Consider the following 23871-nt stretch of genomic DNA (forward strand, 5'->3'; position numbering starts at 1 on the left):
CGCATCATTCACTTTGTTTGAAATCGTAAGGGATGGCACTGATGATCCGTTTGTTCCTGATGTTGCTGTTGGCATTCGCTCTCATCTTGTTCGTGGTTGCATTTGTGGTCACGCGTATTGAAAATGCACAAGATGCGGCCAATCATGCGTTAAGAAATCACGCGTTAAAGCACGATGATTTCAAGCATGATACGTTAAAACATCACAGCGCTTCGGAAAAACCTCGAAATGTGGCCGTTGTGGTCTTTTCTCGTTCAGGAAATACGGGCGTTTTAGCCGATCACATCGCTGAAACCTTGGATGCGGATGTCCATGAATTAGTGGCAAACGACTACCAGCTTGGGATGGTTGGCTGGATAAACGCATTGAGCGATGCACGGAACGATTTCGCGGACATCACGCCGAATCATATCGATGTTTCGCGCTATGACACCGTGTATCTGGGTTCGCCCATCTGGTTATACAGCCCAGCGCCACCGATCTGGCAATTTGCGAACAATACCGATTTCACCAACAAGCACGTGGTGTTGGTGAATACGTTTAACAGTCAATTTAAGCAGCATTTTATTGATGAATTTGAAGCACTCGTGCGTTCGAAAGGCGCGATCAGTTTTGCTCATCAATACGTGAAGCGGGGAAGAATGGGAAGCCAGATGTCCTCGCAAGAGTTAATCCAACGATTCGATGAAAAATACAATATGAAAAGAATCACCGACAGAGCAGGTGAACGTGATGAACAGCAATAACGCCAATCAAGCGCTGGTGGATCAAGTACGTGCCTACAACAGTAAAGAGGGCAGTTACGTCACCGATATCCCCGGGCTTGAAGTGCATATTCGAAATACGCCGACAGCGCCGCTGCATTGCATTTATAGCCTTGGATTTTCGCTGATCTTACAAGGGAGCAAGCAACTGGCGATTGATGACAGGCAAGTCCCTGTCGAAGCCGGGCAGTCAATGTTGACCACCTTTGACACTCCGATTGTATCGCATGTGACAAAAGCAACACGTCATCAGCCATTTTTGGCGCTCGCCCTGAAATTAGATTATGACCTGATCATGCAAACGTGCACGGAGTTGCAGCTCGACAAGCCCGATCGTCAGATGGAGTATCAATCGATTTCTATTCAAAACATGGACGATGGCATATACCGGACGATGAGCCGTTTGTTGGCGTTGGAGCAAGAGCCTGAATATCTCGCGAGTGTGGTGCCACTGATAAAAAAGGAACTCGTGATTCGCTTGCTTCATGGGCCGCATGGCACGCAACTGCGCCATATTGCCTCTGTCGGTTCGCCCAGCAATCACATTCTGAAAATCGTGACGTGGATGAAGAAGAACTTCACCGAAACCGTCGGCATGAATGAGCTAGCGGGGCAGGCGCACATGAGCGCTTCAAGCTTTCGAGTGCACTTTAAAGCCTTAACTGGCAGCAGCCCGCTGCAATACATGAAAAACCTAAGGCTGCAAGAGGCGCGGGAGCAGATGCTGTTAAATGGTCTTGATGCGACGCAAGCCAGTAATCTGGTGGGCTATGAAAGTGCCTCTCAATTTAGTCGCGAATACAGTCGTTTATTTGGATTACCGCCCCAAAAAGATATTCAGCGCCTGCGACAATATTAGAAACGTGGAAACGAGCAGTAAACCGCATTCGCTGTAGTAGCTCAGACCAAACTATTTGCCCGAACTCACAGTCGAGCGACAGAATTCAGTAGCTACTGCTCATTTCCTGCTTCAACTTTTACCGCTATCAAGAGGTTTGCTTGGCCTGCTCTTTCTGACGCTGTTTTTGCTCACGGCGCTTATGGATCACTTCTTTGACATCGGCGCCTATGTGAGCCTCACCGCGGCGCTTGGCCAGTTGCATCTGCCGCTCACGCTCGATAAAGCGCCGGCGCTGCTTTTCATCCAGCTTATCTATGCAATGGGGACAGCTGACACCCTGCTCATAGGCCGGGCTCTGCATATCGGCCTCGGTTATCGGCATCCGGCAGGCATTACATTGATCGTACTGACCTTTTTGCAACTGGTGATCCACAGAAACCCGGTTGTCGAAGACAAAACACTCTCCTTGCCACAGACTCTGCTCTTCGGGCACTTCTTCCAGATATTTGAGGATCCCGCCTTCGAGGTGATACACCTCATCAAAGCCTTGTTGCTTAAGGTAGGCGGTGGACTTTTCACAGCGGATCCCGCCGGTGCAAAACATGGCTACCTTCTTGTGCTTGGCCGGATCCAGCTGCTGCTTCACATATTCTGGGAACTCGCGGAAAGTCTCGGTCTCAGGATTGACGGCATTCTTGAAGGTACCAATTTGCACTTCATAGTCGTTGCGGGTATCAACCAGCAGCACATCGGGTTCGGAGATCAGCGCATTCCAATCTTGGGGTTTGACATAGGTGCCGACCACTTCTCTGGGATCTATGCCTTCCACCCCCATGGTGACTATCTCTTTCTTGAGTTTGACCTTGGTGCGGTAAAACGGCATCTCATCATCAAATGAGCGCTTGGAGACGATATTATCCAGGCCATTCTGGGCATCCAACCAGGCCATCAGGGTATTGATGCCGCTTTCCGAGCCAGCCACTGTGCCATTAATGCCTTCGGCAGCCAGCAGCAAGGTGCCGCGAATGCCATTGTCTTCCATGGTCTCGAGCAACGGCTGACGCAAAGCCTCATAATCCGGCAGGGAAACAAACTTATATAAAGCGCATACAACTATTTTGGACATCATCACCTCAACTTCTGCTGGCTGGAACCTAATTTCCAGTGCATAACAGCCTCACCTTCTGGAACCTTCCTTAGGTGATCGGCCTCCCAAAATGGGGGCGCCATTCTACCCCAATCACAGTAGCGCAAATAGACAGAAAAAGTAGGGTTATTAGGCGATTTCTGAATCAAGTAGCCGTATTGTAACGACTTAATCCTATACACGTCTTTGGGCAGGCGACCTTGCCTGTCACCCGAGTCATTCCTACAATGGCTGTTTTATTGAAATGCCAAGGGAATCTTGTGACTCAAGTAAGCCGTCAAACTGTGCTGTACAGCTTTCGCCGCTGCCCCTATGCCATGCGCGCCAGACTGGGCTTGATTGCCGCCGACCAGTCTGTCGTGGTGCGGGAAATTCTGCTGAAAAATAAGCCGCAGGAGATGCTGGCCCTATCGCCGAAGGGCACAGTGCCTGTGATGCAACTCGCCGATGGAAGGGTGCTTGACGAGAGTCTGGATATCCTCTTCTGGGCATTGGCGCAAGCCGATCCCCACTCATTGCTGCCGCAAAATCCTGAGGAAGAAAACCTTACCTCAGCCCTGATTGCAACCAATGACAGGGCATTCAAGCCTTTGCTGGACAGATACAAATACTTTGACCGTTATCCTGAGTTCAGCCAGCAAAGCTATTTCGAACAAGCGCTCGAGTACTTGCTGCCACTGGAGCAGAGACTGGCTGAGGCTCAAGGGCTGCAAGAGCAAGCCATGTTGCTCGGGCGTATGAGCGCGGCGGACCTCGCCATCTTCCCTTTTGTGCGCCAATTTGCCCATGTGGATAGAGCCAGGTTCAATGCAGCCCCCCTGCCCTGTCTGACTCAATGGCTGCAGGCCTGGCTCGAGCACCCCTGGTTTATCCGCGCCATGAAACCCAAGCCTCTGTGGCTGGAAAGCGGCGAGCAACAGCCGCTTTAGCGCCTGCCGAGCAATCTTGGCAAGCGTTTGCGTGCTATCGGGATCCCGCCAGGTTTTACAGATGGGACGGTCTGGGGGCGCTGGTATCATCGCCGGCCAAACGCCGCACTTCGGGGGCTTGGCCTTCAGCGACCGCTTGTTTGTAGTTTTGATGCATACGCACCGCCAAGGCCAAATCAGGCCTGATGATCAAACCATCCTCCGCCACATCTATGCCACTGGCTTCACACCAGCTGAGCAGTTGACGTTTACGGCCCGCCAGCACCAGGCTGACGCCGCGGCGCTTCAACAGGTGCGCCAAATCGGCAATCATGGCCATCACACTGATATCCAGATGACTGAAACAGGCCACAGCATCGACTATCACGCAATCCACCGGCTCGGGCTGCTCTTTTAACCTGGCCAGCAGCTGGCGTTTGAAATAACCTGCGTTGAAATAGGTCAAAGGTGAGTTGAAACGGTAGATCATGATCCCCGGGATCGCCGTGGCCTTGTCACTGCGGTCGATACTGCGCAGCACCCCTTTGCGATCGACACCGAGCAGCTGCTCAGAGGGTTTCATCACTACCCGGATAAATTGGAACAAGCCCAGCAGCACCGCCAGGGTGATCCCCGGGATCACCCCGATAAAGAGCACGGCCAACAGGGTGATCAACGCCAGGGTAAAGGCGCCGTTGTCACGCTTTCTCAGCTTCCAGATACCCTTGATATCAATCAAAGAGAGCGATGCGATAACCAGCACCACCCCGAGCGCCGCCGAAGGGATATATTGCAGCGGCGCAGTCAGGAACAGGGCCACCAGGGCTATCAGCAGCGCCGCTATCACAGAAACCAACTGCGACTTGCCGCCATTGGCATCATTAACCGCGGTGCGCGAATCGGCGCCGCTGATGGCAAAACCCTGAGACAGCGCCGAGGCGATATTGGCTACCCCAAGCGCGCGAAACTCCTTATCAGGATCTATGTCGTAGCCGTTTTTGGCGGCAAAGCTGCGCGCCGTCAGCATCATGGAAACGAAGCTCACCATGGCAAGGTTCAGCGCCGGCATCACCAGTTCACGGCTGAGCCCCAAATCAAATACCGGTGCCTGAAACTCCGGCAGACCGCCTTCGATAGTACCGACCACCGCCAGTTGATACTGCTGCAAATCAAACAGCCATACCAATAATCCTGCCACCGCAATCGCCACCATGGAGGCAGGAAGTTGCGGCCGCAGACGCTTGACCAGCAGGAACACCAGCAAGGTGGCCAGACTCATGCCCAATGTTGGCCAGTGAGTGCGCGACAGATACTCGGCGCCGCCTGCCAGGCGTTCCAGCAAATAGCGGGAGTCGAAGCTAAAGCCAAAAATCTTCGAGAACTGGCCGACGATAATGGTTATCGCCACCCCGTTGAGCAGCCCCATCAAAATCGGCCGCGAGAGAAACTCGGCAAGCACCCCGAGCCGAAAGCGACTGGCCAGCAGGCACCAAATGCCCGTCATCAGGGTCATGGTCATCACCAACTGCCAGTGCACCTTGGCATCGCCGGCGGCCAGTGGCGTCACCACAGCGGCTATCACGGCACAGGTCGCGGCATCCGGACCCACTATCAGTTGCCTCGATGTACCAAACAAGGCATAAATCAACATTGGTAAAATACAGGAATAAAGCCCGGCCACGGCGCTGACCCCGGTAAGCTGGGCATAGGCGATGGCCACAGGCAAGGCCACCGCGGTTACCGACAAGGCGGCACGCAGATCATCCCGCAACCATTCTTTTTGGTAATGCAGCAATCCTGCCAGCCCGGGAAGTGATTGAGTCAGCAACTCCTTGGTGTTCCATTGTGGAAAATTAACTCGCATATTCAGCACTCAACTCCATCAATTTAAGCGCATACTGTCCTGAGTGGATAATGTAGTGAGCTTATGCCAAGAAGTCATCCAGGGCTAAATAAAATATTCTCACTATTCACATTTCCGCTTTTGTTTGTCAGTAATGTAAAGAAACGACTTGGGGGATTGGCTAAGGAAGGCGCGAACAAGTCCCATGTGTGCTCTGCGTCGGCTTACGGGCCTGGATGCAAGGCGTGGTTCGCAGCAAATGGCCTAGTCCTTTGCAAGAAGCACAACACAGCAGGCAGACCTGTAAGCCACGCCCTTCGGGGCTTTCACAGCAACCGGCTTTCTGCGTTATCCGACTTCGACAGGCCCCGGCATGCCTTCAGTCAGATGCCTTGAATGCCAATTGTTGTGTAAACCAGAGTGCCACGAGGACTTATTTGCACCTTCCCTTATTGGCCGCCGCGACTTAACATAAACCCCAAGCCCTTTTTCGTGGCATGAATCACACTCCTGACCAAGCATCCAATGCTTTTTGGCCAATATAATGAGGTTAAATTGGATACCCAACCCCAGATAACCAGGCGCACGCCCCAAGGGCTGCATCTGGCCTTGCTTATTCCCATGCTGTCGGCCATCGTGGCGATAACGCCTTTGGCTATCGACATGTATCTGCCGGCCATGGCTACCATAGCCGAAAGTTTCCATTCCGATATCACTACAGTGCAGCAGTCTCTGAGCCTGTATCTGGCCGGGTATTCTCTGGGTATGCTTACCTTTGGGCCTTTGGCCGATCGCTTCGGCCGTCGTCCTTTGGTGATCATTGGCCTATCGGGATTTATGTTGGTCAGCCTGGGATTGGCGCTGTCGCAAACGATAGAAATGTTTTTAAGCCTCAGATTTGTCCAGGCCTTTATCGGCGCCGCCGCTACCGTGGTGATCCCCGGCTATATCAAGGAGGTCTATGGTGACAATACGGCCAAGGGCATGTCCTATGTCAGCCTAATAATGATGCTGGCGCCACTGCTGGCTCCATCCATAGGCAGCTTAATTCTGGAGCTGGGTGAATGGCATTTGATTTTCTTTATTCTCGCCTTCTATGCCCTGCTGCTGCTCATGCTGGTATTGCTGAAACTACGTTTGCCTTCGGATATGCAAGGCGCCGAGCGCAGCCGCAAGTCATTCTTTGGCGCCTATGCCACCGTCTTTACCCGGCCAGGCGTTAAGCTGCATATCGGCAGCGGCGTGCTGACTTCATTCGCCTTTTTCTGCTATCTGACAGCCTCGCCGTTTGTCTATATGTCGGTATTTAACTTGGATAAGTCACTGTTTGCCATACTATTCAGTACCAACGTAGGCGCCTTGATGCTGGCCAATATTATCAACTCACGCATTGTTGGTCGCTATGGTTCAAGACGCATGTTGGTTGCCGCCACTATGCTCGGCAGTATCGCCGCTACCGGGCTGTTACTGGTGAACCTGCTCGACTTGAGTTACCACTTTACCGTGGCCATGCTGATCCCCCTGATGGGATGTCTGGGGATAATGTCGGTTAACGCCGATGCCATAGTACTGATGAAGTTTCAGCAGGAAACAGGCACAGCCACTGCGGTTATCGGCACCCTGAGGTTTGGCTTTGGTGCTCTGGCAGGACCGCTGCTGGCGCTGTTTTACACGGGTACTGCCGTGCCCTTTGCCGCGCTGATGCTGGCCTCTGTACTACTGGTGGGTCTGTGCCAGTTCGCTGTCAGTCGCCGCCCTGTGCCCGAATGCCGCAGTACCGGTTCCTAAAATAAAGCTGGCGATAAAGCATGCTCAAGCGTTTGAAACCGCTTGAGCGAAAAGCGCCGTTTGTCGATTTCCGCAACCCCAAGAACCACAATTTTCAAAGACTGGGTTCATACACCAGGAATTAGCGGCGCTTTAGACCAAAGTCTAAAAAGATCCTCTATTAGGAATAAAATATAATAAATTCAATACTTAATAAATAGCACTTTAGCAAAAGCCTACCGCAATCAGGGCCGCTTTTCGGCGGCAAAAATGAAATTTATTCATGCTCATAAAAAAGCCGCTCCCTGGGTCTTGAAAACTTCTCTCTTTCCAATATGATGAAATTCTGTCCATTGGTGACAGAGACCCCTTCCCTACAGGGAAGTGAGCCCCAAGGCCGGGTCGACAGCTGGCCGGAACTACCCTTCCGGCCCGAATTAGAGCGATAACCGTCGCTGTAAAAGTTACTGTTTACCGTAACGGTATCTTATCAAGGAGTACCAAATGGAGATGCTTTCAGGCGCCAGCATGATAGTGCGTTCGTTAATTGACGAAGGCGTAAAACATATATTCGGCTACCCGGGTGGCTCAGTTCTCGACATCTACGATGCCCTGCATCAAAAATCCGATATCGAACATATTCTTGTCCGCCATGAACAGGCGGCTGTGCACATGGCCGATGGTTACGCCAGAGCCACGGGCAAGGTCGGCGTGGTATTGGTGACATCCGGCCCGGGAGCGACCAATGCCATTACCGGCATCGCCACCGCCTACATGGATTCAGTCCCTCTGGTGGTGCTTTCTGGCCAGGTGCCCAGTAACCTGATCGGCAATGATGCCTTCCAGGAATGCGACATGATAGGGATCTCCCGCCCTGTGGTGAAACACAGCTTTTTGGTGACAGATCCCACCGAAATTCCCACCATTATCAAGAAAGCCTTCTATATCGCGGCCAGCGGCCGCCCAGGCCCTGTGGTAGTGGATCTGCCCAAAGACAGCCTCAACCCGGCGATACTGCACGAGTATCAATACCCGGAAGAGATTAAGATGCGCTCCTACAACCCGACGCTTTCGGGTCACAAGGGCCAGATCCGCCGGGGTTTGCAGGCCTTGATGGCCGCCCAAAAACCTGTGCTGTATGTGGGCGGAGGCGCCATTATCTCCGGCTGCCACCAGCAACTGTTGACACTGGCCGAACGACTGAAACTGCCTGTGGTCAATACGCTTATGGGGCTGGGCGCCTTTCCCGGCTCTCATCACAACAACCTGGGCATGCTGGGGATGCACGGCCTGTACGAAGCCAATATGGCCATGCACCATTCAGATTTAATCTTCGGCATTGGCGTGAGGTTCGATGACAGAACCACCAATAATGTCGCCAAATATTGCCCGGATGCCACCATACTGCACATAGATATCGACCCTTCATCCATCTCCAAGACCATCAAGGTGGATATTCCGATTGTGGGCTCGGCCGATAAGGTGCTGAACGAGATGCTGCAATTGCTGGATGAAGACAAGGTAACGCCTCAGGATGACGAGGCGCTGCAACACTGGTGGCAGCAAATTGCTTCCTGGCGCAGCCGCAACTGCCTCGAGTATCAGCGCAATGCCGAACGGATCAAGCCTCAGCAAGTGATAGAAACCCTCTATCGCCTGACAAACGGTGATGCCTATGTGGCCTCGGATGTTGGCCAGCACCAGATGTTTGCCGCTCTCTATTATCCTTTCGACAAACCGCGGCGCTGGATCAACTCAGGAGGCCTGGGCACCATGGGATTCGGCTTGCCGGCCGCCATGGGGGTCAAGATGGCGATGCCGGATGAAACCGTTGTGTGTGTCACCGGCGACGGTTCGATTCAGATGAATATTCAAGAGCTTTCCACCGCACTGCAATACGATGTGCCGGTGAAAATCATCAACCTCAACAACCGTTTCCTCGGGATGGTGAAACAGTGGCAGGACATGATCTACTCGGGCCGCCACTCCCACTCCTATATGGACTCAGTCCCTGATTTTGCCAAAATCGCCGAAGCCTACGGCCATGTGGGGATCAATATCGACCATGTGGATGAACTGGAGAGCAAACTGGCACAAGCCCTGGCCATGAAAGACAGGCTGGTGTTTGTGGATATCAGTGTCGATGAAACCGAGCACGTCTACCCGATGCAAATTCGTGGTGGCGCTATGAATGAAATGTGGCTGAGCAAGACGGAGAAAAGCTGATGAGACGTCGAATCATATCTGTATTGATGGAAAACCAGCCCGGCGCCCTGTCAAGAGTTGTCGGTCTCTTCTCCCAACGCGGCTACAACATTGAAACTCTTACGGTTGCGCCCACCGATGACCCTACCCTGTCCCGGCTGACGGTCACTGTCGCCGCCGATGAGAGCATTCTGGAGCAGATAGAGAAGCAGCTGCACAAGCTTATCGATGTGCTCAAGGTGTCCAATATCACAGAGTCCACCCATGTGGAGCGGGAACTTGCCTTGGTCAAGGTCAAGGCAAGCGGCGCATTGCGGGAAGAAGTGAAACGCACCGCCGATATCTTCCGCGGCCAAATCGTTGATGTGACAGCCAATCTCTACACAGTACAGATGGCGGGAACCAGCGATAAACTGGACGCCTTTATTGCCGCGCTGACCGAGGTCACCAAGGTGGTGGAAGTGTCCCGCTCCGGAGTCGTGGGGCTTGCCAGAGGCGACAAGGCGATGCGCGCCTGAGTCTCCCCCCAAATTCCACGCATGAAAAAACCAGGCTTGAACCTGGTTTTTTACTGTCTGTTAAAGCGTACTCTGGCGTTACTGGAGCGGTTTGCTTATCCGGATAACCACCCGGCGGTTGCGGGCCCGCTCGTCACTGGAGTCGTTTGAAGCCACATGGCGGCGCTCGCCGTGCCCTTCGGTGTGGATCCTGTCACCCGGGATACCCCGCGCCACGAAGAACTCTTTGACTGAACCGGCGCGCTGCTGAGACACCTTCTGGTTGATACTGCGACCACCATAGCTGTCGGTATAGGCGTCTATCAGCACCAGTTCCACTTCGGGATCATAGGCCAGATACTCTTGCACCCGCGCCAGCTGCGCCTTGGAATAACGGGTCAACTCGGTACCGCCCATCTCATAGGTAAGCACGGTAAAGGCGATATCATCGAAACTGTAAGGCAATAGATTGGCCAGGCACTGCTTGAACTCGCGGTATTTCTGGGCAAAGTTGGCCGCAGAAAGGCCGACCGCCACCTTGTTGCTTTGATTGTACCAATCGCTGTAGTAGAAAGTGGGTTCCATACCGCGATCCAGCTCTGCCAGCATCGACCAGGCGGCCTTTTTCGGCACTTCACCATTGAAGTATTTCTGGTAGCTCAACTCGGTAATCGCCTTGGATGTCACCCCGGGACGCCAAGCCGGCGCCTTGCTCATCAAGCGGGCATGGGTCACGGCATCAGGCTTTTGCCACATATCCAGAGTAAACTGCAGATTCAGCTCTTTACCCGCATGACTGGAAAACACCGCCTTGCCGTAGGCGGGAATGTCGTGCTCCAGGCTGCAACCTATGGGGGTATTTTGCGCCACGCGCCAATGAGAGTCGTCAAGTGACGCCACATAGTGCCTGAGATCCGCCATCGCCGACAGCGGCAGACAAAGAGTCGACAGCAGGAACAGTTTACGCCACATAGAAATCTCTCTTTTCGCATACCATGTTGTCTCTATCGGCAAAGAAATTCATTCCTTTAGCCTATAAAAACAACAATCGAACATGACACCCTGTTGATGTTTTAGCATAATAGCCGCTTCGTTATTTTCCAGGGGAAATGCATGACTCAGCCAAGCCTAGCCAACCAACTCAAGCACAGATTCAGGGGCTATTTCCCTGTGGTGATCGACGTGGAGACCGCTGGCTTCAATGCGCAGACCGACGCGCTGCTGGAGATTGCCGTCACCCTGCTGAAGATGGATACCGATGGCAATCTGGGAATAGACAGAACCCTGCACTTCCATATCGAGCCTTTTGAAGGCGCCAATCTCGAGCCGGAGGCACTGGCATTCAACGGCATAGATCCCAACAACCCTCTCAGGGGCGCCGTCAGCGAGAAAGAAGCTTTTCTGGAAATATTCAAGGCGGTGAAGAAGGCGCAGAAGGCGGCCGATTGCCACAGATCTATCATAGTGGCTCACAATGCCGCCTTCGATCACGGCTTTGTCAGTAAGGCAATTGAGCGCAATGATATCAAGCGCTCGCCGTTTCATCCCTTTGCCACCTTCGATACCGCCACTCTGGCCGGATTGGCCATAGGCCACACAGTGCTGGCCAAGGCCTGCGCCTTGGCCGGGATCCCCTTCGACAACAAAGAAGCCCATTCGGCGCTTTATGATACAGAGCGCACCGCCGAGCTGTTCTGCTACATAGTCAACCGCTGGAAAGCCCTTGGCGGCTGGCCTTTGCCTGCCGCTGCCGAAACCGAAACCGAAACCCCACAGGATGCGGTCTAAACCCGCTCAAAGATACGCTCAAACATAGTAACTCGGCTCAGACATATAGCCGACTCAAACTAAAGAGTGTCCCGTCCTCACGCCAAATCCTTTGAGCATCTGACGTGAGGGCGCATCAAAACCCAGCGACCAAAGACCAGCGTTCAGAAACCCGTTCAGAAACCAGAAGCCAGTGACCGGAAACCAAAGATAGCCTGGCTCAAAACCAAGGTCTTGAGCCTCATGTTTAAAGCCCGGTGCGATTATCGAGTTTCAGGGCTTTAATCAAGTCGAATACTTCATGGATTTCTTTGAACACTTGCTCTATGTCTGCGCTGAGATCCAGCGGCTTGAGAAGATCCAGTTGCGGCTCAAAATAGCTGTGCTGACAGGCTATTTTGACAAACAATCGCCCCTGTTTAAAACAGGCTTCCAGCTCGCCTTGATAAAATCCTGATAGTGACAACAAACGTTCCATAGTCGCTGTATTGAGCACATATCTGGCTTCGAGCTGATCGTCACTGTAGACCTCAAATCTACGCTCAAAGTCCGGGTCTTCCAGCTTTACCCTCGAGAGCTTGTTTCTGAACTGCGCCAAGCCATTGGCCATAAAACCTTTATCGCGGCGCACTTGGATGGTCGCGGAAAATGTCTTCGGCAAGTCAAACTCTATCACTATGCCATCGAACAGCGTCTTATATTGGGGACCATTATCGTTCTTGCCTGTGCGTTCGAGTAACGTCAGTTCCCTAAGCAGAAAAGGCACATTAAGATATTTGCCTCTGACCGAGTTTTGAAAATAACCTTTGTCATAGTCGGGAAAGAGACCATAGTCTTTATAGCTTTCCAGTTCAGGCAATCCCGAGGGGTTGAACGCAAAGCTTTTACCGAAATACCCCAGCAGCAGAGGATAGATCTCCTCGACTATCTGGGTACGCAGTTCACTTATCTCACTGCCAGCCCAGATGTTGGCCAACACCACCACAGCCAGAGATAGCACGGCGCCGCCAAAGCCGATAAAAAACACCCCTTCTTTAAAATTCAACATCAAGGCGCCGTAGAAACCCATGGCAAAAAACAGCAAAAATGCCGGAATGCCGATAAAGGTGAGAGGCGCAACTATCTTTCTACGCTCTTTATACCTGGCAGCAGCGGCCTCTCGAACCGACTCATAACGCCGACACTTGGGTGCAATCTTTTGCGCATAATATTGGTCGAAGGCCTGCTTGTCTTGCTCCGGAATAGCAAACTCCATTGAATTCATCCTGTTTTCCTTGCTATTTTTCCGGTTCAATTAGCAACTATCTAGAACCTTTCGTCAAGCTCTTAGCTCTGGAATGGGCAATAAAGGTTTAGATAGGTATAAAAAAAGCTGCCCGAGGGCAGCTTTATAAAGCTATACAAGCAATTACAGCTCTTCAGCGTTCTCAGACAGGTAGGCAGCAACACCGTCTGGGCTGTCTTTCATGCCTTTCTTGCCTTTTTCCCAACCTGCAGGACAAACTTCACCGTGCTCTTCGTGGAATTGCAGCGCATCAATCATACGCAGCATTTCATCGACGTTACGGCCAAGAGGCAGATCGTTAACGACCTGGTGACGCACCATGCCTTCTTTGTCGATCAGGAAAGAACCGCGGAAAGCCACACCGGCTTCTGGGTGCTCAACATCGTAAGCCTTACAGATATCGTGGCGAACGTCGGCTACCAGAGTGTATTGAACCTGGCCGATACCGCCTTTTTCCACTGGGGTGTTACGCCATGCATTGTGAGTAAACTGAGAATCGATAGAAACACCGATCACTTCAACGCCACGCTTCTTGAACTCTTCCATGCGGTGATCGAAGGCGATCAGCTCAGATGGGCACACGAAGGTGAAATCCAGTGGGTAGAAGAACACTACCGCAGGCTTGCCTTTGATTGCTGCAGTCAGGTTGAAGCTGTCAACAATTTCACCAGAACCCAGAACAGCTGCTGCAGTAAAGTCCGGAGCCGGACGGCCTACTAATACGCTCATTTTATACCTCCATCTATGGATTGAGTTGTGAATAAAACAGAATCCGTTTTAACTACAAGCCATTATAAGAGGTGCCATGCACCTGACAACCTATTTAGGATCAATATCACGCTTTTGCTGCATTTTAAGGCTTGTCTGGGTAAGAAATCGGCAAGTGTGCGGCCACCGCAATTACCTGGCTCACAAAGCGACTCAATAACCTTAGGATCCAGTTCACAAAGAGAGATTTTTTCCCGCAAACACTGATTGCAGCTGGACATCCAAGCCCCCCCAGTCAAAAATAGCCCCTTTGTTTAGCGAATAAGACTTTACTATGAACGCAGTTGTGATTGCCGTCTGTCTGATGCTCGCTCTCAGCCTGGCCCGGGTCAATGTGGTGATCGCCTTGACGATCAGCGCCCTGGTCGCCGGCTTGATGGGAGGACTGGACATCCACCAGACCATAGAGGCATTCAATACCGGCCTGGGCGGTGGAGCCAAGATAGCCCTGAGTTATGCCCTGCTCGGCGCCTTTGCCGTGGCCCTGTCCCATTCCGGGCTGACCACTTTGATCTCCACCTCTGTGATCAAGGCCCTTGGCAAAGATCCCGATAGTCAAAACCTCAAGTGGGTTCGCAGCCTGTTGCTGCTGTCCCTGTTAGCCATGGCTATCAGCTCACAAAACATTCTGCCGATCCATATCGCCTTTATCCCCATTCTGGTGCCGCCACTCTTGCATCTGATGTCCAAACTCAAGCTGGACAGGCGTTTGGTCGCCTGTGTTATCACCTTCGGCCTGGTCACCACTTATATGGTGTTGCCTGTGGGCTTTGGCGGCATATTTCTAAACGACATACTGCTGGCAAACCTGCAGTCCAACGGCTTAGAGGCCCAGTCAGGGGATATTCCCCAAGCCATGCTTATTCCGGCCGCCGGCATGTTGGCCGGACTGTTGACGGCCGTGTTTATCAGCTATCGCAAGCCAAGAGAGTACCGGGAAGAGCAGATCCTCGCCGCCGAGCAGGAAACCGGACTCAGCAAGCGCAACATCATCATTGCCGTGCTGGCCATTCTGGCGACTCTGCTGGTGCAACTGCAGACAGATTCGATGATCTTCGGCGCGCTGGTCGGCTTTATGATCTTCTCATTCAGCGGCGCGCTCAAACATGTGGCCGATGAAGATATCTTTAACCAAGGCGTGCGCATGATGGCCAACATAGGCTTTATCATGATAGCTGCCGCCGGTTTCGCCGCCGTGGTCAAACAAACCGGTGAAGTGCTGACTCTGGTGAGTGCCATAGGTGAGTTGATTGGTGACAACAAGGGCCTGGGCGCGCTGTTGATGCTGGTGGTGGGCCTGTTAATCACCATGGGTATTGGCTCATCTTTCTCGACTATCCCTATTATTGCCACCATCTATGTGCCACTGGCACTGAACTTTGGTTTCTCTGTGCCTGCGGTTATCGCCTTGGTCGGCACCGCCGCAGCGCTTGGGGATGCAGGTTCACCGGCATCGGACTCAACGCTCGGCCCCACCGCCGGCCTGAATGCCGATGGTCAACACGACCATATCCGCGATAGCGTGATCCCAACCTTTATTCACTACAATATCCCGCTGCTGCTCTTCGGCTGGATTGCCGCCATGGTACTCTAAGCACTGCCTTGGGGAGTGATAACCCTGAATACAAAAAGCCAGTCTGTATCAGACTGGCTTTTTTGCTTTAGCGGCCTGCTTTACAAGCCGGGGCCGAGCTTATCAGCGCTGTTTCAGGCCTGAGTTTCTTCTATCAGGCGGTTACCTGAGCCTATCTCTATTTTGCGCGGTTTCATGGCTTCAGGGATCTCGCGCACCAAATCTATATTGAGCAGGCCGTGTTCCAGATGGGCGCCTTCGACGGTCACATAATCGGCCAACTGGAAGGTACGTTCAAAGCCGCGCTCGGCAATGCCCTGATACAGGTATTTACGCTCCGGAGCCTGTTCGCCCTTGGTGCCTTTCACCAACAGCTTTTCGCCCTCGCTGGTGATCTCCAGCTCATCCATGGCAAAGCCTGCAACCGCCATGGTGATCCGGTAACGGTTCTCACCCAAGAGTTCGATATTGTATGGAGGGTAACCGGCATTGCCATTGTTGGCGGCGGCATGTTCGGCCAAACGGGCCAAACGATCAAAACCGATAGCGCTGCGGTAAAGGGGAGTCAAATCATAGTTACGCATAGTCATATCCTCATAAATTAAGCAATATGTAGTGTCGGGCCGAATCATCGCACCCTAGGTTCAAACGGCCGCCCAATGGCACGGCCTTTAATTTATCGGTCAAGGCGCTTCCCCTGCCGACACTCAATAGATAGGGTCGGGCAATGGTATTTCAAGTCCCGGTAGAATTAATTGGTTAAAATTTACACAAAACCACATAACCACCCTGCTCTTTTGCCACAAAAAAGCAGCCCCGAAGGGCTGCCTGTAAAGTGACTTAAAATGTTATTTACTGAGGCACTTCACAACCCAGTGGGCTGTTGGAGTTTTCATAAACGATATCGCCTACCGGCTCGTAATCAACGGCCTTGATGCTTTGCTTCTCTTTCAGGAAGCTGTAGAAGACTTCGGCATCAACATAGCCGGTTTGTACAGGATCCAGCTTGGGATAGCCGTCACCGCCCGCGGCGTTGAAGCTGGGTACAGTGAAGGTGTAGCTGTCTGTTGCACTGTAATCCTTGCCGTTGACTTCGCTGATAGCGACCGACTTGGCCTGACAGTCAACTGTCATTTTCACACCTGTGATCTGGGCATAAGCCCCTGAACCGCGCTGCATGGTCGCCACTACACCCAGATAATCGCTGAGCTCGGCACCTGTCATAGTGCTCAGGGTGATCATGTTACCGAAAGGCTGCACTGTCAGTACATCACGGTAGCTGATATCACCGGCGGCGATAGAGTCACGTACACCCCCCGAGTTCATCACGCCAATATCGGCATTAACCTTGGTGGCCTGCGCCATGGCGAGCAAACGGCCCAGGTTGGTCTGCTGACCACGAACCACGGCGCGATCGCCTTCCAGTTTTCCATCGGTAGTGGCGATGATTTCGCCCAGTTTTTCACTACCCTTGTCCTGATATTGCTGCAGCACAGCCTTCACTGTGGTATCGGCAGGGATAGGCTCACCGGCCAGTTCCTCTGTCTTCTTGCCTTCGGCATCCAGTTTCCTCAGGTTGACCGGGATCAGCTTGTAGCTGGCCAGGTGTAGTTTACCGCCATAATATTCAAAATCGGCGCGGCCAACATATTTACCCCATTCATGGGCCTGCATGATCCAGGTGCCGTTTTGCTGATCAGGGCGACAATCATCACCTGGGTTGAAATCGGCATAGCTCTGGGTACCGGGTTCCATACAAACCGGGTTCTGTGAGTGGCCACCTATGATAACCTGCAGCTGTCCCTCTTCCAGGGCGCGAGCCATGGCCACGTCACCCGGGGCGTTGCTGCCATTTTGGCCATCGGCATAGTGACCCATGTGAGTGGTCGCCACTATGATGTCGGCGGCTTTCTTATCATTGATCTCTTTGATGACCTTTTTGATCTCTTCTTTGGGATCAGTAAACTCAAGCTCGCCGATAAACTCAGGGTTACCTATCTTGGCGGTATCTTCTGTGGTCAAACCTATGACAGCCACTTTAAGACCTTTAACATCGAAAACCTTGTAAGGCTCGAAGTAACGGGTGCCATCTTTTTTGTAGATGTTGGCAGCCAGCATAGGAAACTCGGCGAGCTCACGCTGCATATCCAACACGCTCAGTGGGTTATCAAACTCGTGGTTACCCACGGCCATGGCGTCATAGCCAATCAGGTTCATGCCGATAAAGTCAGGCTCGGCGTTTTGCAGATCCGACTCAGGCACACCTGTGTTGATATCACCACCGGAGAGCAACAGAGTCTGGCCGCCGTTGCTTTCCACTTCGTTGCGTAAGCGCTCAACCAGCGTCTTACGGGCTGCCATACCATACTCACCGTCACTGTTTTCCCAGAAGCGGCCATGGTTGTCATTGGTGTGTAAAATGGTGAACTTGGTGCAGTTATCGGCGCCGCAGACTTCCGGTGCCGGATCCTTGTCATCACTGTTACAACCGGCGAGAGCAGCCAGAATGGCTGTCGCCAAAAGTCCTTTCATCAGTTTATTAGACATAATTAAATCAACCCCATGTTTTTATTTATTTTTACCATCATCATTAATAAGCGGTGAAGCGAACTTCCCGCGCCCGACATACTAGCAAGATTAAGTCGAACATGTGTCATTTTTATTAATAAAAGTGAGCTAAATGTGTGATTTTAAGGCGGGAAATAATACAGTTTGTTTACGTTACCAAATAACCCCCTAAACGAGGGGGATATCAAAGCGGGATATGCTGCAGGACCAGGATTTAAGAACTCTAACCAACCATAGTTATCTTGCTGTTATTTAAGATAATAACTAAAGCTTGCCATGAGACATGGCCATTGTTTGGCAAAACAAACAGCCCGGGTGATAATTTTCTTGCCCCAGGCTGCTTAGTTTTCAGGCGCTCAACCCTTAACGGCCACTTAGCTCAAACACGCCTGCAGCCACTGACTAATGAGATTAAGCTCCTGCGGTACCACGCCGTGCGCCATTGGGAAAGTGTGCCATTCAAGCCGATATCCCCGCTGCTCGAGCGCCTCTTTAGCCATAAGCCCGGCACTGAGGGCAACCACATCATCCTGCTCGCCGTGGCATTGCAAAATAGGTGTATCACGGTTGGCGCTGCTCAAGTCTTCCGGCAGTTGCTCACCCCCTGGCAAATAACAGGACAGCGCCATAATGCCAGCCAAGGCTTCGGGATAGCGCAGTGCGGTAAAGAGGCTCATCACCCCACCTTGGCTGAAACCGGCAAGCACAATACGGTTGGCGGCAATGCCCTGAGCGACTTGCTGCTCTATGAGTTGTCGAACCAAACGCTCGGATTGCAACACCCCTGGCATATCGGCTCTGTCATGGAGATTGAGGCTCTTGATGTCATACCAGGCGCGCATCACATAGCCACCATTGACAGTAACAGCCTGCTCAGGCGCATGTGGAAACACAAAGCGTATCGAGTGATCGGCAGGCAGTCCCAATGCCGGCACCACAGGGGCAAAGCCGTCACCCGAGTCACCCAAACCATGCAACCAGATAACACAGGCCGTGGCCGGCTCCCGGGGTTCAACAACAACGGCATCCAGGGTGGCTGACGACATAACAACATCCTTCTTGATAGGCAAAAAATGTGACCGACATCATATCAGGCTGAAGATTCCTTGCCAGTACCATTCTAAAAATTCGAATAAAAACACATGTATTTCGCGCTTTACCCATAAATAACCACCACCTAGACTGAGATGCGAGCCATGAAAGCAAAGCCGTTAAAGGAGCGACAGATGGGATTATTGCAGCAGGGCAAATGGGTTGATCAGTGGTATCAGACAGACAAAAGCGGCGGCAAGTTCGTCCGTGAAGATGCAAAGCTGCGAAACTGGATCACCCCGGACGGCAGTCCGGGCCCCAGTGGCCAAGGCGGATTCAAGGCCGAGCCGGGCCGCTATCATCTCTATGTTTCACTCGCTTGCCCCTGGGCCCACAGAACCTTGATATTTCGCGCCTTGAAGGGATTGGAAGCGCTGATCCCTGTCACTGTGGTCGAGCCCCACATGTTGGAAAACGGCTGGGAATTTGCCACAGAGGCGGCGGGCCCAAAGGGCGGCCACCATATCCAGGGCGCCGAGCAAGACCCTTTGTTTGGCAAAGCATTCCTCTACCAAATTTACCAGCTCGCCGCGGCCGATTACAGCGGTCGGGTGACAGTACCTGTGCTGTGGGACAAACATCATCAGACCATAGTCAGCAATGAATCGTCGGAAATCATCCGTATGTTCAACTCCGCCTTCGATCATCTGACCGGCAATAACCTGGACTTTTACCCGCCCCATCTGAGAGAGGAGATAGATACGCTCAACGAGTTCATCTATCCCAATATCAATAACGGGGTTTACCGGGCCGGTTTTGCCACCTCACAACAAGCCTATGAAGAGGCCTTTGAGCAGCTGTTCAGTGCCCTTGACAGATTGGAGTTGCAATTGAGTGAACGCCGCTTTCTCACCGGTTCACAAGTCACTGAGGCAGACTGGCGCTTGTTTACCACCTTAATCCGTTTCGATGCCGTCTATGTGGGCCACTTCAAGACCAATAAACGCCGCATTGAAGATTACCCGGCGCTGAGCCAATACCTGCGCGATCTGTATCAGTACCCCGGCATTGCCGCCACGGTCAACTTTGAACATATCAAACAGCACTATTACTACAGCCATGGGCAGATAAATCCCAGTCGCATCGTACCCAAGGGCCCCGAGTTAGACTATCAGCGCAGCCATCAACGCCACAGACTGGAATAGTAAATCACTCGGGCGTCAGGCCGTAAAAGTCTGCCAGTTGCTCGAGCTGTTCATCTGAGTCGAGCCGCAGCTGCCAACGCACGGCGCCGGCATCGGCCAGCAGAATGCAAGGGCCTTTGAGCAAACGGATATCGTCGCTCAGCGCCATCAACACTGTCTGCATGGCCGGCAAGCGTACCTGCAGCTCATTGGGACTCAGCAGCAATCGCCCCTGCTCGCAGTCAATTTTCATCCCCTCTCCTCTCAATGGTTTTTCAATCAAAAACGCCCGCTAAAGCGGGCGTATTCAGTTAAAGCCAAACTCAGTGGTGATGGCCTCCGACGCCATGGGCATGACCATGGGCTATCTCTTCATGGGTGGCTTCACGGGCTGAGACCACTTCGATATCAAAGGTCAGCTCGCGACCGGCCAATGGGTGATTGATGTCCACTGTGGCCATAAACTTGCCCACCTTGACCACAGTCACCTGACGCTGGCCTTGATCTGTATTGACGACCGCGCGCATGCCTGGCTTCCATACTTTGGCGCCCATCAGGTGTTTTACCGATACACGCTGCTCGGCGCCTTCAACCCGCTCACCGTAAGTTTCAGAGGCAGGCAAGGTCACACTGAACTTGGCACCTATCTCTTTGCCTTCGATGGCTTTCTCGACTCCAGGCATCATGTTGTCATGGCCATGCAGATAGGCGATGGGATCGTGCCCCTCGTTGGTTTCCAGCACTTCACCCTTTTCATCGCGCAGTGTGTAATTGAACTGCACCACCATATCTTCTTTAACGCTCATTCTGAGTCCTCAGTATTCATGATTCCGGCGCAGCTTAACAAAACTGTCGCCTGCACTCCACTGCTTTGGATTAGCGCCCGGCGCCAGGCACTATCGCCAGATGCTCGAGTCGCTCCAGCACCTGGTGGTTTTTAAGTGCCAACTGACAAACACCACCATCGATTTGATGCTTGGCGGAGCAATCCACACTCCAGCTGCGCAGCAGATATCCGGCCAAGGCTGCGTTGCTGGCCACCTTGAGTTCACCATCCTCCATACGATAGTCGAGCATAATCGCCTCCGGATGCTTCAGGCTCGGATGGGGTACCAACACCAGTTCCACCGGCGTCAACCAGTTGTTGTCGGCTGCCGGTTGCTCCTTGGGCAAGGGAGAGCCCTCAAGTTCTCTGGCCTGCTTGATACGGGTCACCACAAAGTCGTTGAACTTGCCATGCTGTCTGTCAAATGCCCGTACATGCCAGCGCTGGCCGTTGTTGACCAGGGCATGGGGCACAATTTCACGGAGGGTTTCACCGCTTGAGGTGGAAACATATTGCAGTGCCAGCGCCTGCCCTTGCTGAATTGAACGCATCAGCGCCGCGATAATCTCGGTATCCGGATGAATAAGCCGCACCGCATCGAAACAGACCTGGCTGGGAACCAGGGGCTGTGACAAACCATCTCCAAAGCCACGGGCCAGACCCGAGAGAATGGCTTCGGGATCGTGATGAAACAGCGGCTTGAATTCATGCTGGCGCTGATAATGACGGCTGGGGTGCATCAGCTTGAGGTTCTGCGGCGCCAATTCACGATAGAGGCTGAAGTCGCGGGTGGCGGCCGCCAATCCGGTGGCAAACTTGGCAATCAGATCCTGACGACTGACCTGGCCAAAATACTGCAGACTGAAATCGATAAAGGCCAGACGCTGACGCTGGCCGTGACTCAACTTATCTATGTTGCTCATCTCGCTGCTCATATCATTCCCTGAGTTCAAATAGGTGAGGGAGAACGCCAATTTCTGCTGCCGGCATTATCCGGGCAGCTTCTTGGCGCCTTTATGAGCTAACATTAGCCAATCCCTTGGCTGCTGGCAATCATTTTGATTAGCAGAACTAGAGTCCCAGAGCTTTAAAGGTTTCGGCAGAGGGGAAACCGTCGGCCACCAAGCCTTTGCTGAGCTGAAACGCCTGTAAACTGGCGCGAGAATTACGCCCGAGAATACCGTCCGGCTTTCCGGCATCAAACCCCTGCTCATTGAGCTTTTGCTGCAGCGCCTTTATCTGGGCGCGGCTCAAGCGGGTTTGCTGCGGCGGTGCTTTGGCCAGCCGTCCGGCGCCACTTATTCTGTCGGCCAAATGGCCTACTGAGATGGCATAAAACTCAGAACGGTTCCAACGCTGGATCACCTGGAAGTTATCGTAGCCGAGAAACGCAGGTCCCTCGTGCCCGGCGGGCAGATAGAGTCTGGCTTCCATCTGGGCCTGTGGCAGCACCTCGCCATTGCTCTGGGTCAATCCCAGCGCCTGCCAGTCGGCGAGAGACTTTTTCTGCCCCAGGTGCTGATAATCAAACGCCTCAGGTAAGCGAACCTCCCTGCCCCAACGTTCGTTGCGCTGCCACCCCAGGTGAGCAAGAAAGTTTGCCGCCGAGGTCAGGGCATCATCTATGCTGTTCCAGAGATCCGCCTTGCCGTCACCGTCACCATCGACGGCATAACTGGCGTAGGCACTGGGCATAAACTGGGTGTGTCCCATGGCACCGGCCCAGGAGCCTTGCATATCGGCGGCAGCAAAACCATATTTCTGGCTCAGCTTCAGCGCTGTCATCAACTCCTGGGTAAAAAAGCCCGAGCGCCGGGAGTCACAGGCCAGAGTCGCCAGCGAGTCCAGGACCGGCATCTTACCCTTGTAGCCTCCGAAATTGGTCTCCATGCCCCAGAAAGATAAGAGATATTGCGGCGGCACGCCATACTCGCGCTTGAGCTTGTCCAGCAGCGCCTTGTGCTCAACCAGCAACTCCCGGCCCTTGGAAACCCGCCAATCTGTTACCCGTTTATCGAAATAGTTGGCAAATGTCTGGGTAAACTCGGGCTGACTGCGATCCAGCTCTATCACTCTGGGGACAAACTTGAGTGGCTTAAGATGTGAGTCGATGGTCTGTTGACTGATGCCCTCGTTAAGGGCCTTGTCCTGCAACTCCACAATACACTGAGGAAAAGCCGCTTCTCCGGCCTTTATCAGGGCTTCTACAGGATCCTCATTCTGGGGGGCTGCCAGCGTTTGCGTGGCCAGCAGCAGGGGAAACCAGGATAATACTCTGAACACCTTCCGACTCCTTAAAAGATTAAACACCCCATCGAGCTCCATCCTAACCAGTCGCACAGCGTTTTTTAAGCCCCGCAGGCATAATTCCCTGTCGTTGAGCCGATTTTTAAGCATTTATTCCTGTTTGTTCATCTGAGGTTAAGATTCACTTGGACTCCAGTGCTTATGCCGTATAATGGCGCCACTAACCCTTGCTCAAGAGAGAGATCATGACTGATTTAGCGCCGGCACTGAGCCAATTTATCGATAACGTCAAAGAGCACCAGCAGGTGTGGGGCTTGCAGGACGACTCCGGCGAAGGCTGGGTGGTGTGTGACTCCAGTGAATATGAAGACACAGATGTCATGCCTCTTTGGTCTGATCAAGCAGTGGCCCAGAGCCATTGCACCGAGGAGTGGGTCAACTTCGCACCGGTAGCTATTTCACTGGAAGAGTTACTGGAGTTCTGGATTGAAGATCTCAACGAAGATGGCGTATTGATTGGTATCGATTGGCGCGCCGAGCAGGAATGTCCCGAAGTTGAGCCGGTAGAGCTGGCCAAGTTCCTGGTAGACGTAGAAGCCGAATAAGCTTTACCCGGTCGGGAGTCACCAAGGCTCCCGACTTCTTTTAA

The 23871-nt window shown here is 52.8% G+C and carries 22 protein-coding genes; 10 read left to right on the plus strand and 12 right to left on the minus strand.

Annotated elements, in window-relative coordinates:
• Positions 1 to 41: 41 nt before the first annotated feature.
• The gene (locus ACSHSR_RS12055; RefSeq protein ID WP_208134388.1) at positions 42 to 746 is read left to right on the plus strand and encodes a flavodoxin family protein; all 705 of its coding nucleotides are present in this window, start codon (positions 42 to 44) and stop codon (positions 744 to 746) included.
• Positions 733 to 1623, plus strand: a complete 891-nt coding sequence (locus ACSHSR_RS12060) for an AraC family transcriptional regulator (RefSeq protein ID WP_208134387.1) — start codon at positions 733 to 735, stop codon at positions 1621 to 1623. The genes ACSHSR_RS12055 and ACSHSR_RS12060 overlap by 14 nt, the downstream gene beginning before the upstream one ends.
• A gap of 127 nt (positions 1624 to 1750) precedes the next feature.
• On the opposite strand, the gene trhO is transcribed toward ACSHSR_RS12060, so the two are convergent.
• On the minus strand, positions 1751 to 2731 hold the full coding sequence (gene trhO / locus ACSHSR_RS12065) for an oxygen-dependent tRNA uridine(34) hydroxylase TrhO (protein WP_144168505.1): 981 nt from the start codon (positions 2729 to 2731) through the stop codon (positions 1751 to 1753).
• A 281-nt stretch (positions 2732 to 3012) separates the two neighbouring features.
• Between trhO and ACSHSR_RS12070 the strand changes: the two genes are divergently transcribed.
• Positions 3013 to 3681 (plus strand): glutathione S-transferase, encoded by a 669-nt coding sequence (locus ACSHSR_RS12070; RefSeq protein WP_232786027.1) that lies wholly within the window; start codon positions 3013 to 3015, stop codon positions 3679 to 3681.
• 55 nt (positions 3682 to 3736) lie between these two features.
• On the opposite strand, the gene ACSHSR_RS12075 is transcribed toward ACSHSR_RS12070, so the two are convergent.
• Positions 3737 to 5524 carry a SulP family inorganic anion transporter gene (locus tag ACSHSR_RS12075; protein WP_342189090.1) on the minus strand — a complete coding sequence of 596 codons (1788 nt, stop codon included), beginning with the start codon at positions 5522 to 5524 and terminating at the stop codon, positions 3737 to 3739.
• Positions 5525 to 6058: 534 nt separating this feature from the next.
• Between ACSHSR_RS12075 and ACSHSR_RS12080 the strand changes: the two genes are divergently transcribed.
• The 3 genes from ACSHSR_RS12080 (at position 6059) to ilvN (ending at position 9993) form a co-directional block, all read left to right on the plus strand.
• The gene (locus ACSHSR_RS12080; RefSeq protein WP_443096452.1) at positions 6059 to 7291 is read left to right on the plus strand and encodes a multidrug effflux MFS transporter; all 1233 of its coding nucleotides are present in this window, start codon (positions 6059 to 6061) and stop codon (positions 7289 to 7291) included.
• A gap of 483 nt (positions 7292 to 7774) precedes the next feature.
• Positions 7775 to 9496 carry an acetolactate synthase 3 large subunit gene (locus ACSHSR_RS12085; protein WP_208142730.1) on the plus strand — a complete coding sequence of 574 codons (1722 nt, stop codon included), beginning with the start codon at positions 7775 to 7777 and terminating at the stop codon, positions 9494 to 9496.
• A complete protein-coding gene (gene ilvN / locus ACSHSR_RS12090) occupies positions 9496 to 9993 on the plus strand; it encodes an acetolactate synthase small subunit (protein ID WP_037473968.1) in 498 nt (165 codons plus the stop codon). Before ACSHSR_RS12085 ends, ilvN begins: the two co-directional genes overlap by 1 nt.
• 78 nt (positions 9994 to 10071) lie before the next feature.
• Here ilvN and ACSHSR_RS12095 read toward each other — a convergent pair whose 3' ends face one another.
• Positions 10072 to 10944 carry a flagellar protein MotY gene (locus ACSHSR_RS12095; RefSeq protein ID WP_025009508.1) on the minus strand — a complete coding sequence of 291 codons (873 nt, stop codon included), beginning with the start codon at positions 10942 to 10944 and terminating at the stop codon, positions 10072 to 10074.
• A 141-nt stretch (positions 10945 to 11085) separates the two neighbouring features.
• On the opposite strand from ACSHSR_RS12095, the gene rnt reads away from it, so the two are divergent.
• Positions 11086 to 11760 (plus strand): ribonuclease T, encoded by a 675-nt coding sequence (rnt, locus tag ACSHSR_RS12100; RefSeq protein WP_208142729.1) that lies wholly within the window; start codon positions 11086 to 11088, stop codon positions 11758 to 11760.
• Positions 11761 to 11986: 226 nt separating this feature from the next.
• Here rnt and ACSHSR_RS12105 read toward each other — a convergent pair whose 3' ends face one another.
• Together ACSHSR_RS12105 and ACSHSR_RS12110 are read right to left on the minus strand one after the other, a co-directional pair.
• Positions 11987 to 13003: a DUF3137 domain-containing protein gene (locus tag ACSHSR_RS12105; protein WP_107004703.1), complete on the minus strand. Its 1017-nt coding sequence runs from the start codon at positions 13001 to 13003 to the stop codon at positions 11987 to 11989.
• A gap of 144 nt (positions 13004 to 13147) precedes the next feature.
• Positions 13148 to 13753: a peroxiredoxin gene (locus tag ACSHSR_RS12110; protein WP_025009505.1), complete on the minus strand. Its 606-nt coding sequence runs from the start codon at positions 13751 to 13753 to the stop codon at positions 13148 to 13150.
• A 313-nt stretch (positions 13754 to 14066) separates the two neighbouring features.
• Between ACSHSR_RS12110 and ACSHSR_RS12115 the strand changes: the two genes are divergently transcribed.
• Positions 14067 to 15386, plus strand: a complete 1320-nt coding sequence (locus tag ACSHSR_RS12115; protein ID WP_479630789.1) for a Na+/H+ antiporter family protein — start codon at positions 14067 to 14069, stop codon at positions 15384 to 15386.
• Positions 15387 to 15499: 113 nt separating this feature from the next.
• Here the strand turns inward: ACSHSR_RS12115 and ACSHSR_RS12120 are convergent, their stop codons facing one another.
• From ACSHSR_RS12120 to ACSHSR_RS12130, 3 genes are all read right to left on the minus strand, one after another.
• A complete protein-coding gene (locus tag ACSHSR_RS12120) occupies positions 15500 to 15949 on the minus strand; it encodes an Hsp20 family protein (RefSeq protein ID WP_028779347.1) in 450 nt (149 codons plus the stop codon).
• A 268-nt stretch (positions 15950 to 16217) separates the two neighbouring features.
• Positions 16218 to 17912 (minus strand): bifunctional UDP-sugar hydrolase/5'-nucleotidase UshA, encoded by a 1695-nt coding sequence (gene ushA / locus ACSHSR_RS12125; RefSeq protein ID WP_093982861.1) that lies wholly within the window; start codon positions 17910 to 17912, stop codon positions 16218 to 16220.
• A gap of 395 nt (positions 17913 to 18307) precedes the next feature.
• Positions 18308 to 18979, minus strand: coding sequence for an alpha/beta hydrolase (locus ACSHSR_RS12130; protein WP_144168502.1), 672 nt, complete (start codon positions 18977 to 18979; stop codon positions 18308 to 18310).
• A 180-nt stretch (positions 18980 to 19159) separates the two neighbouring features.
• Between ACSHSR_RS12130 and ACSHSR_RS12135 the strand changes: the two genes are divergently transcribed.
• Positions 19160 to 20170, plus strand: a complete 1011-nt coding sequence (locus ACSHSR_RS12135; protein ID WP_117200628.1) for a glutathione S-transferase family protein — start codon at positions 19160 to 19162, stop codon at positions 20168 to 20170.
• 4 nt (positions 20171 to 20174) lie between these two features.
• On the opposite strand, the gene ACSHSR_RS12140 is transcribed toward ACSHSR_RS12135, so the two are convergent.
• The 4 genes from ACSHSR_RS12140 to ACSHSR_RS12155 form a co-directional block, all read right to left on the minus strand.
• Positions 20175 to 20402, minus strand: a complete 228-nt coding sequence (locus ACSHSR_RS12140; protein ID WP_025009501.1) for a DUF3389 family protein — start codon at positions 20400 to 20402, stop codon at positions 20175 to 20177.
• Positions 20403 to 20472: 70 nt separating this feature from the next.
• A complete protein-coding gene (locus ACSHSR_RS12145) occupies positions 20473 to 20955 on the minus strand; it encodes an FKBP-type peptidyl-prolyl cis-trans isomerase (RefSeq protein WP_071239052.1) in 483 nt (160 codons plus the stop codon).
• Positions 20956 to 21025: 70 nt separating this feature from the next.
• On the minus strand, positions 21026 to 21910 hold the full coding sequence (locus ACSHSR_RS12150) for a WYL domain-containing protein (protein WP_234503005.1): 885 nt from the start codon (positions 21908 to 21910) through the stop codon (positions 21026 to 21028).
• A 136-nt stretch (positions 21911 to 22046) separates the two neighbouring features.
• Positions 22047 to 23258, minus strand: a complete 1212-nt coding sequence (locus ACSHSR_RS12155; protein WP_391564263.1) for a lytic murein transglycosylase — start codon at positions 23256 to 23258, stop codon at positions 22047 to 22049.
• 209 nt (positions 23259 to 23467) lie between these two features.
• On the opposite strand from ACSHSR_RS12155, the gene ACSHSR_RS12160 reads away from it, so the two are divergent.
• Complete coding sequence (locus tag ACSHSR_RS12160) at positions 23468 to 23827, plus strand: DUF2750 domain-containing protein (RefSeq protein WP_025009498.1); 360 nt, start codon at positions 23468 to 23470, stop codon at positions 23825 to 23827.
• Positions 23828 to 23871: the final 44 nt, after the last annotated feature.

It is taken from the genome of Shewanella sp. VK101 (assembly GCF_056497865.1).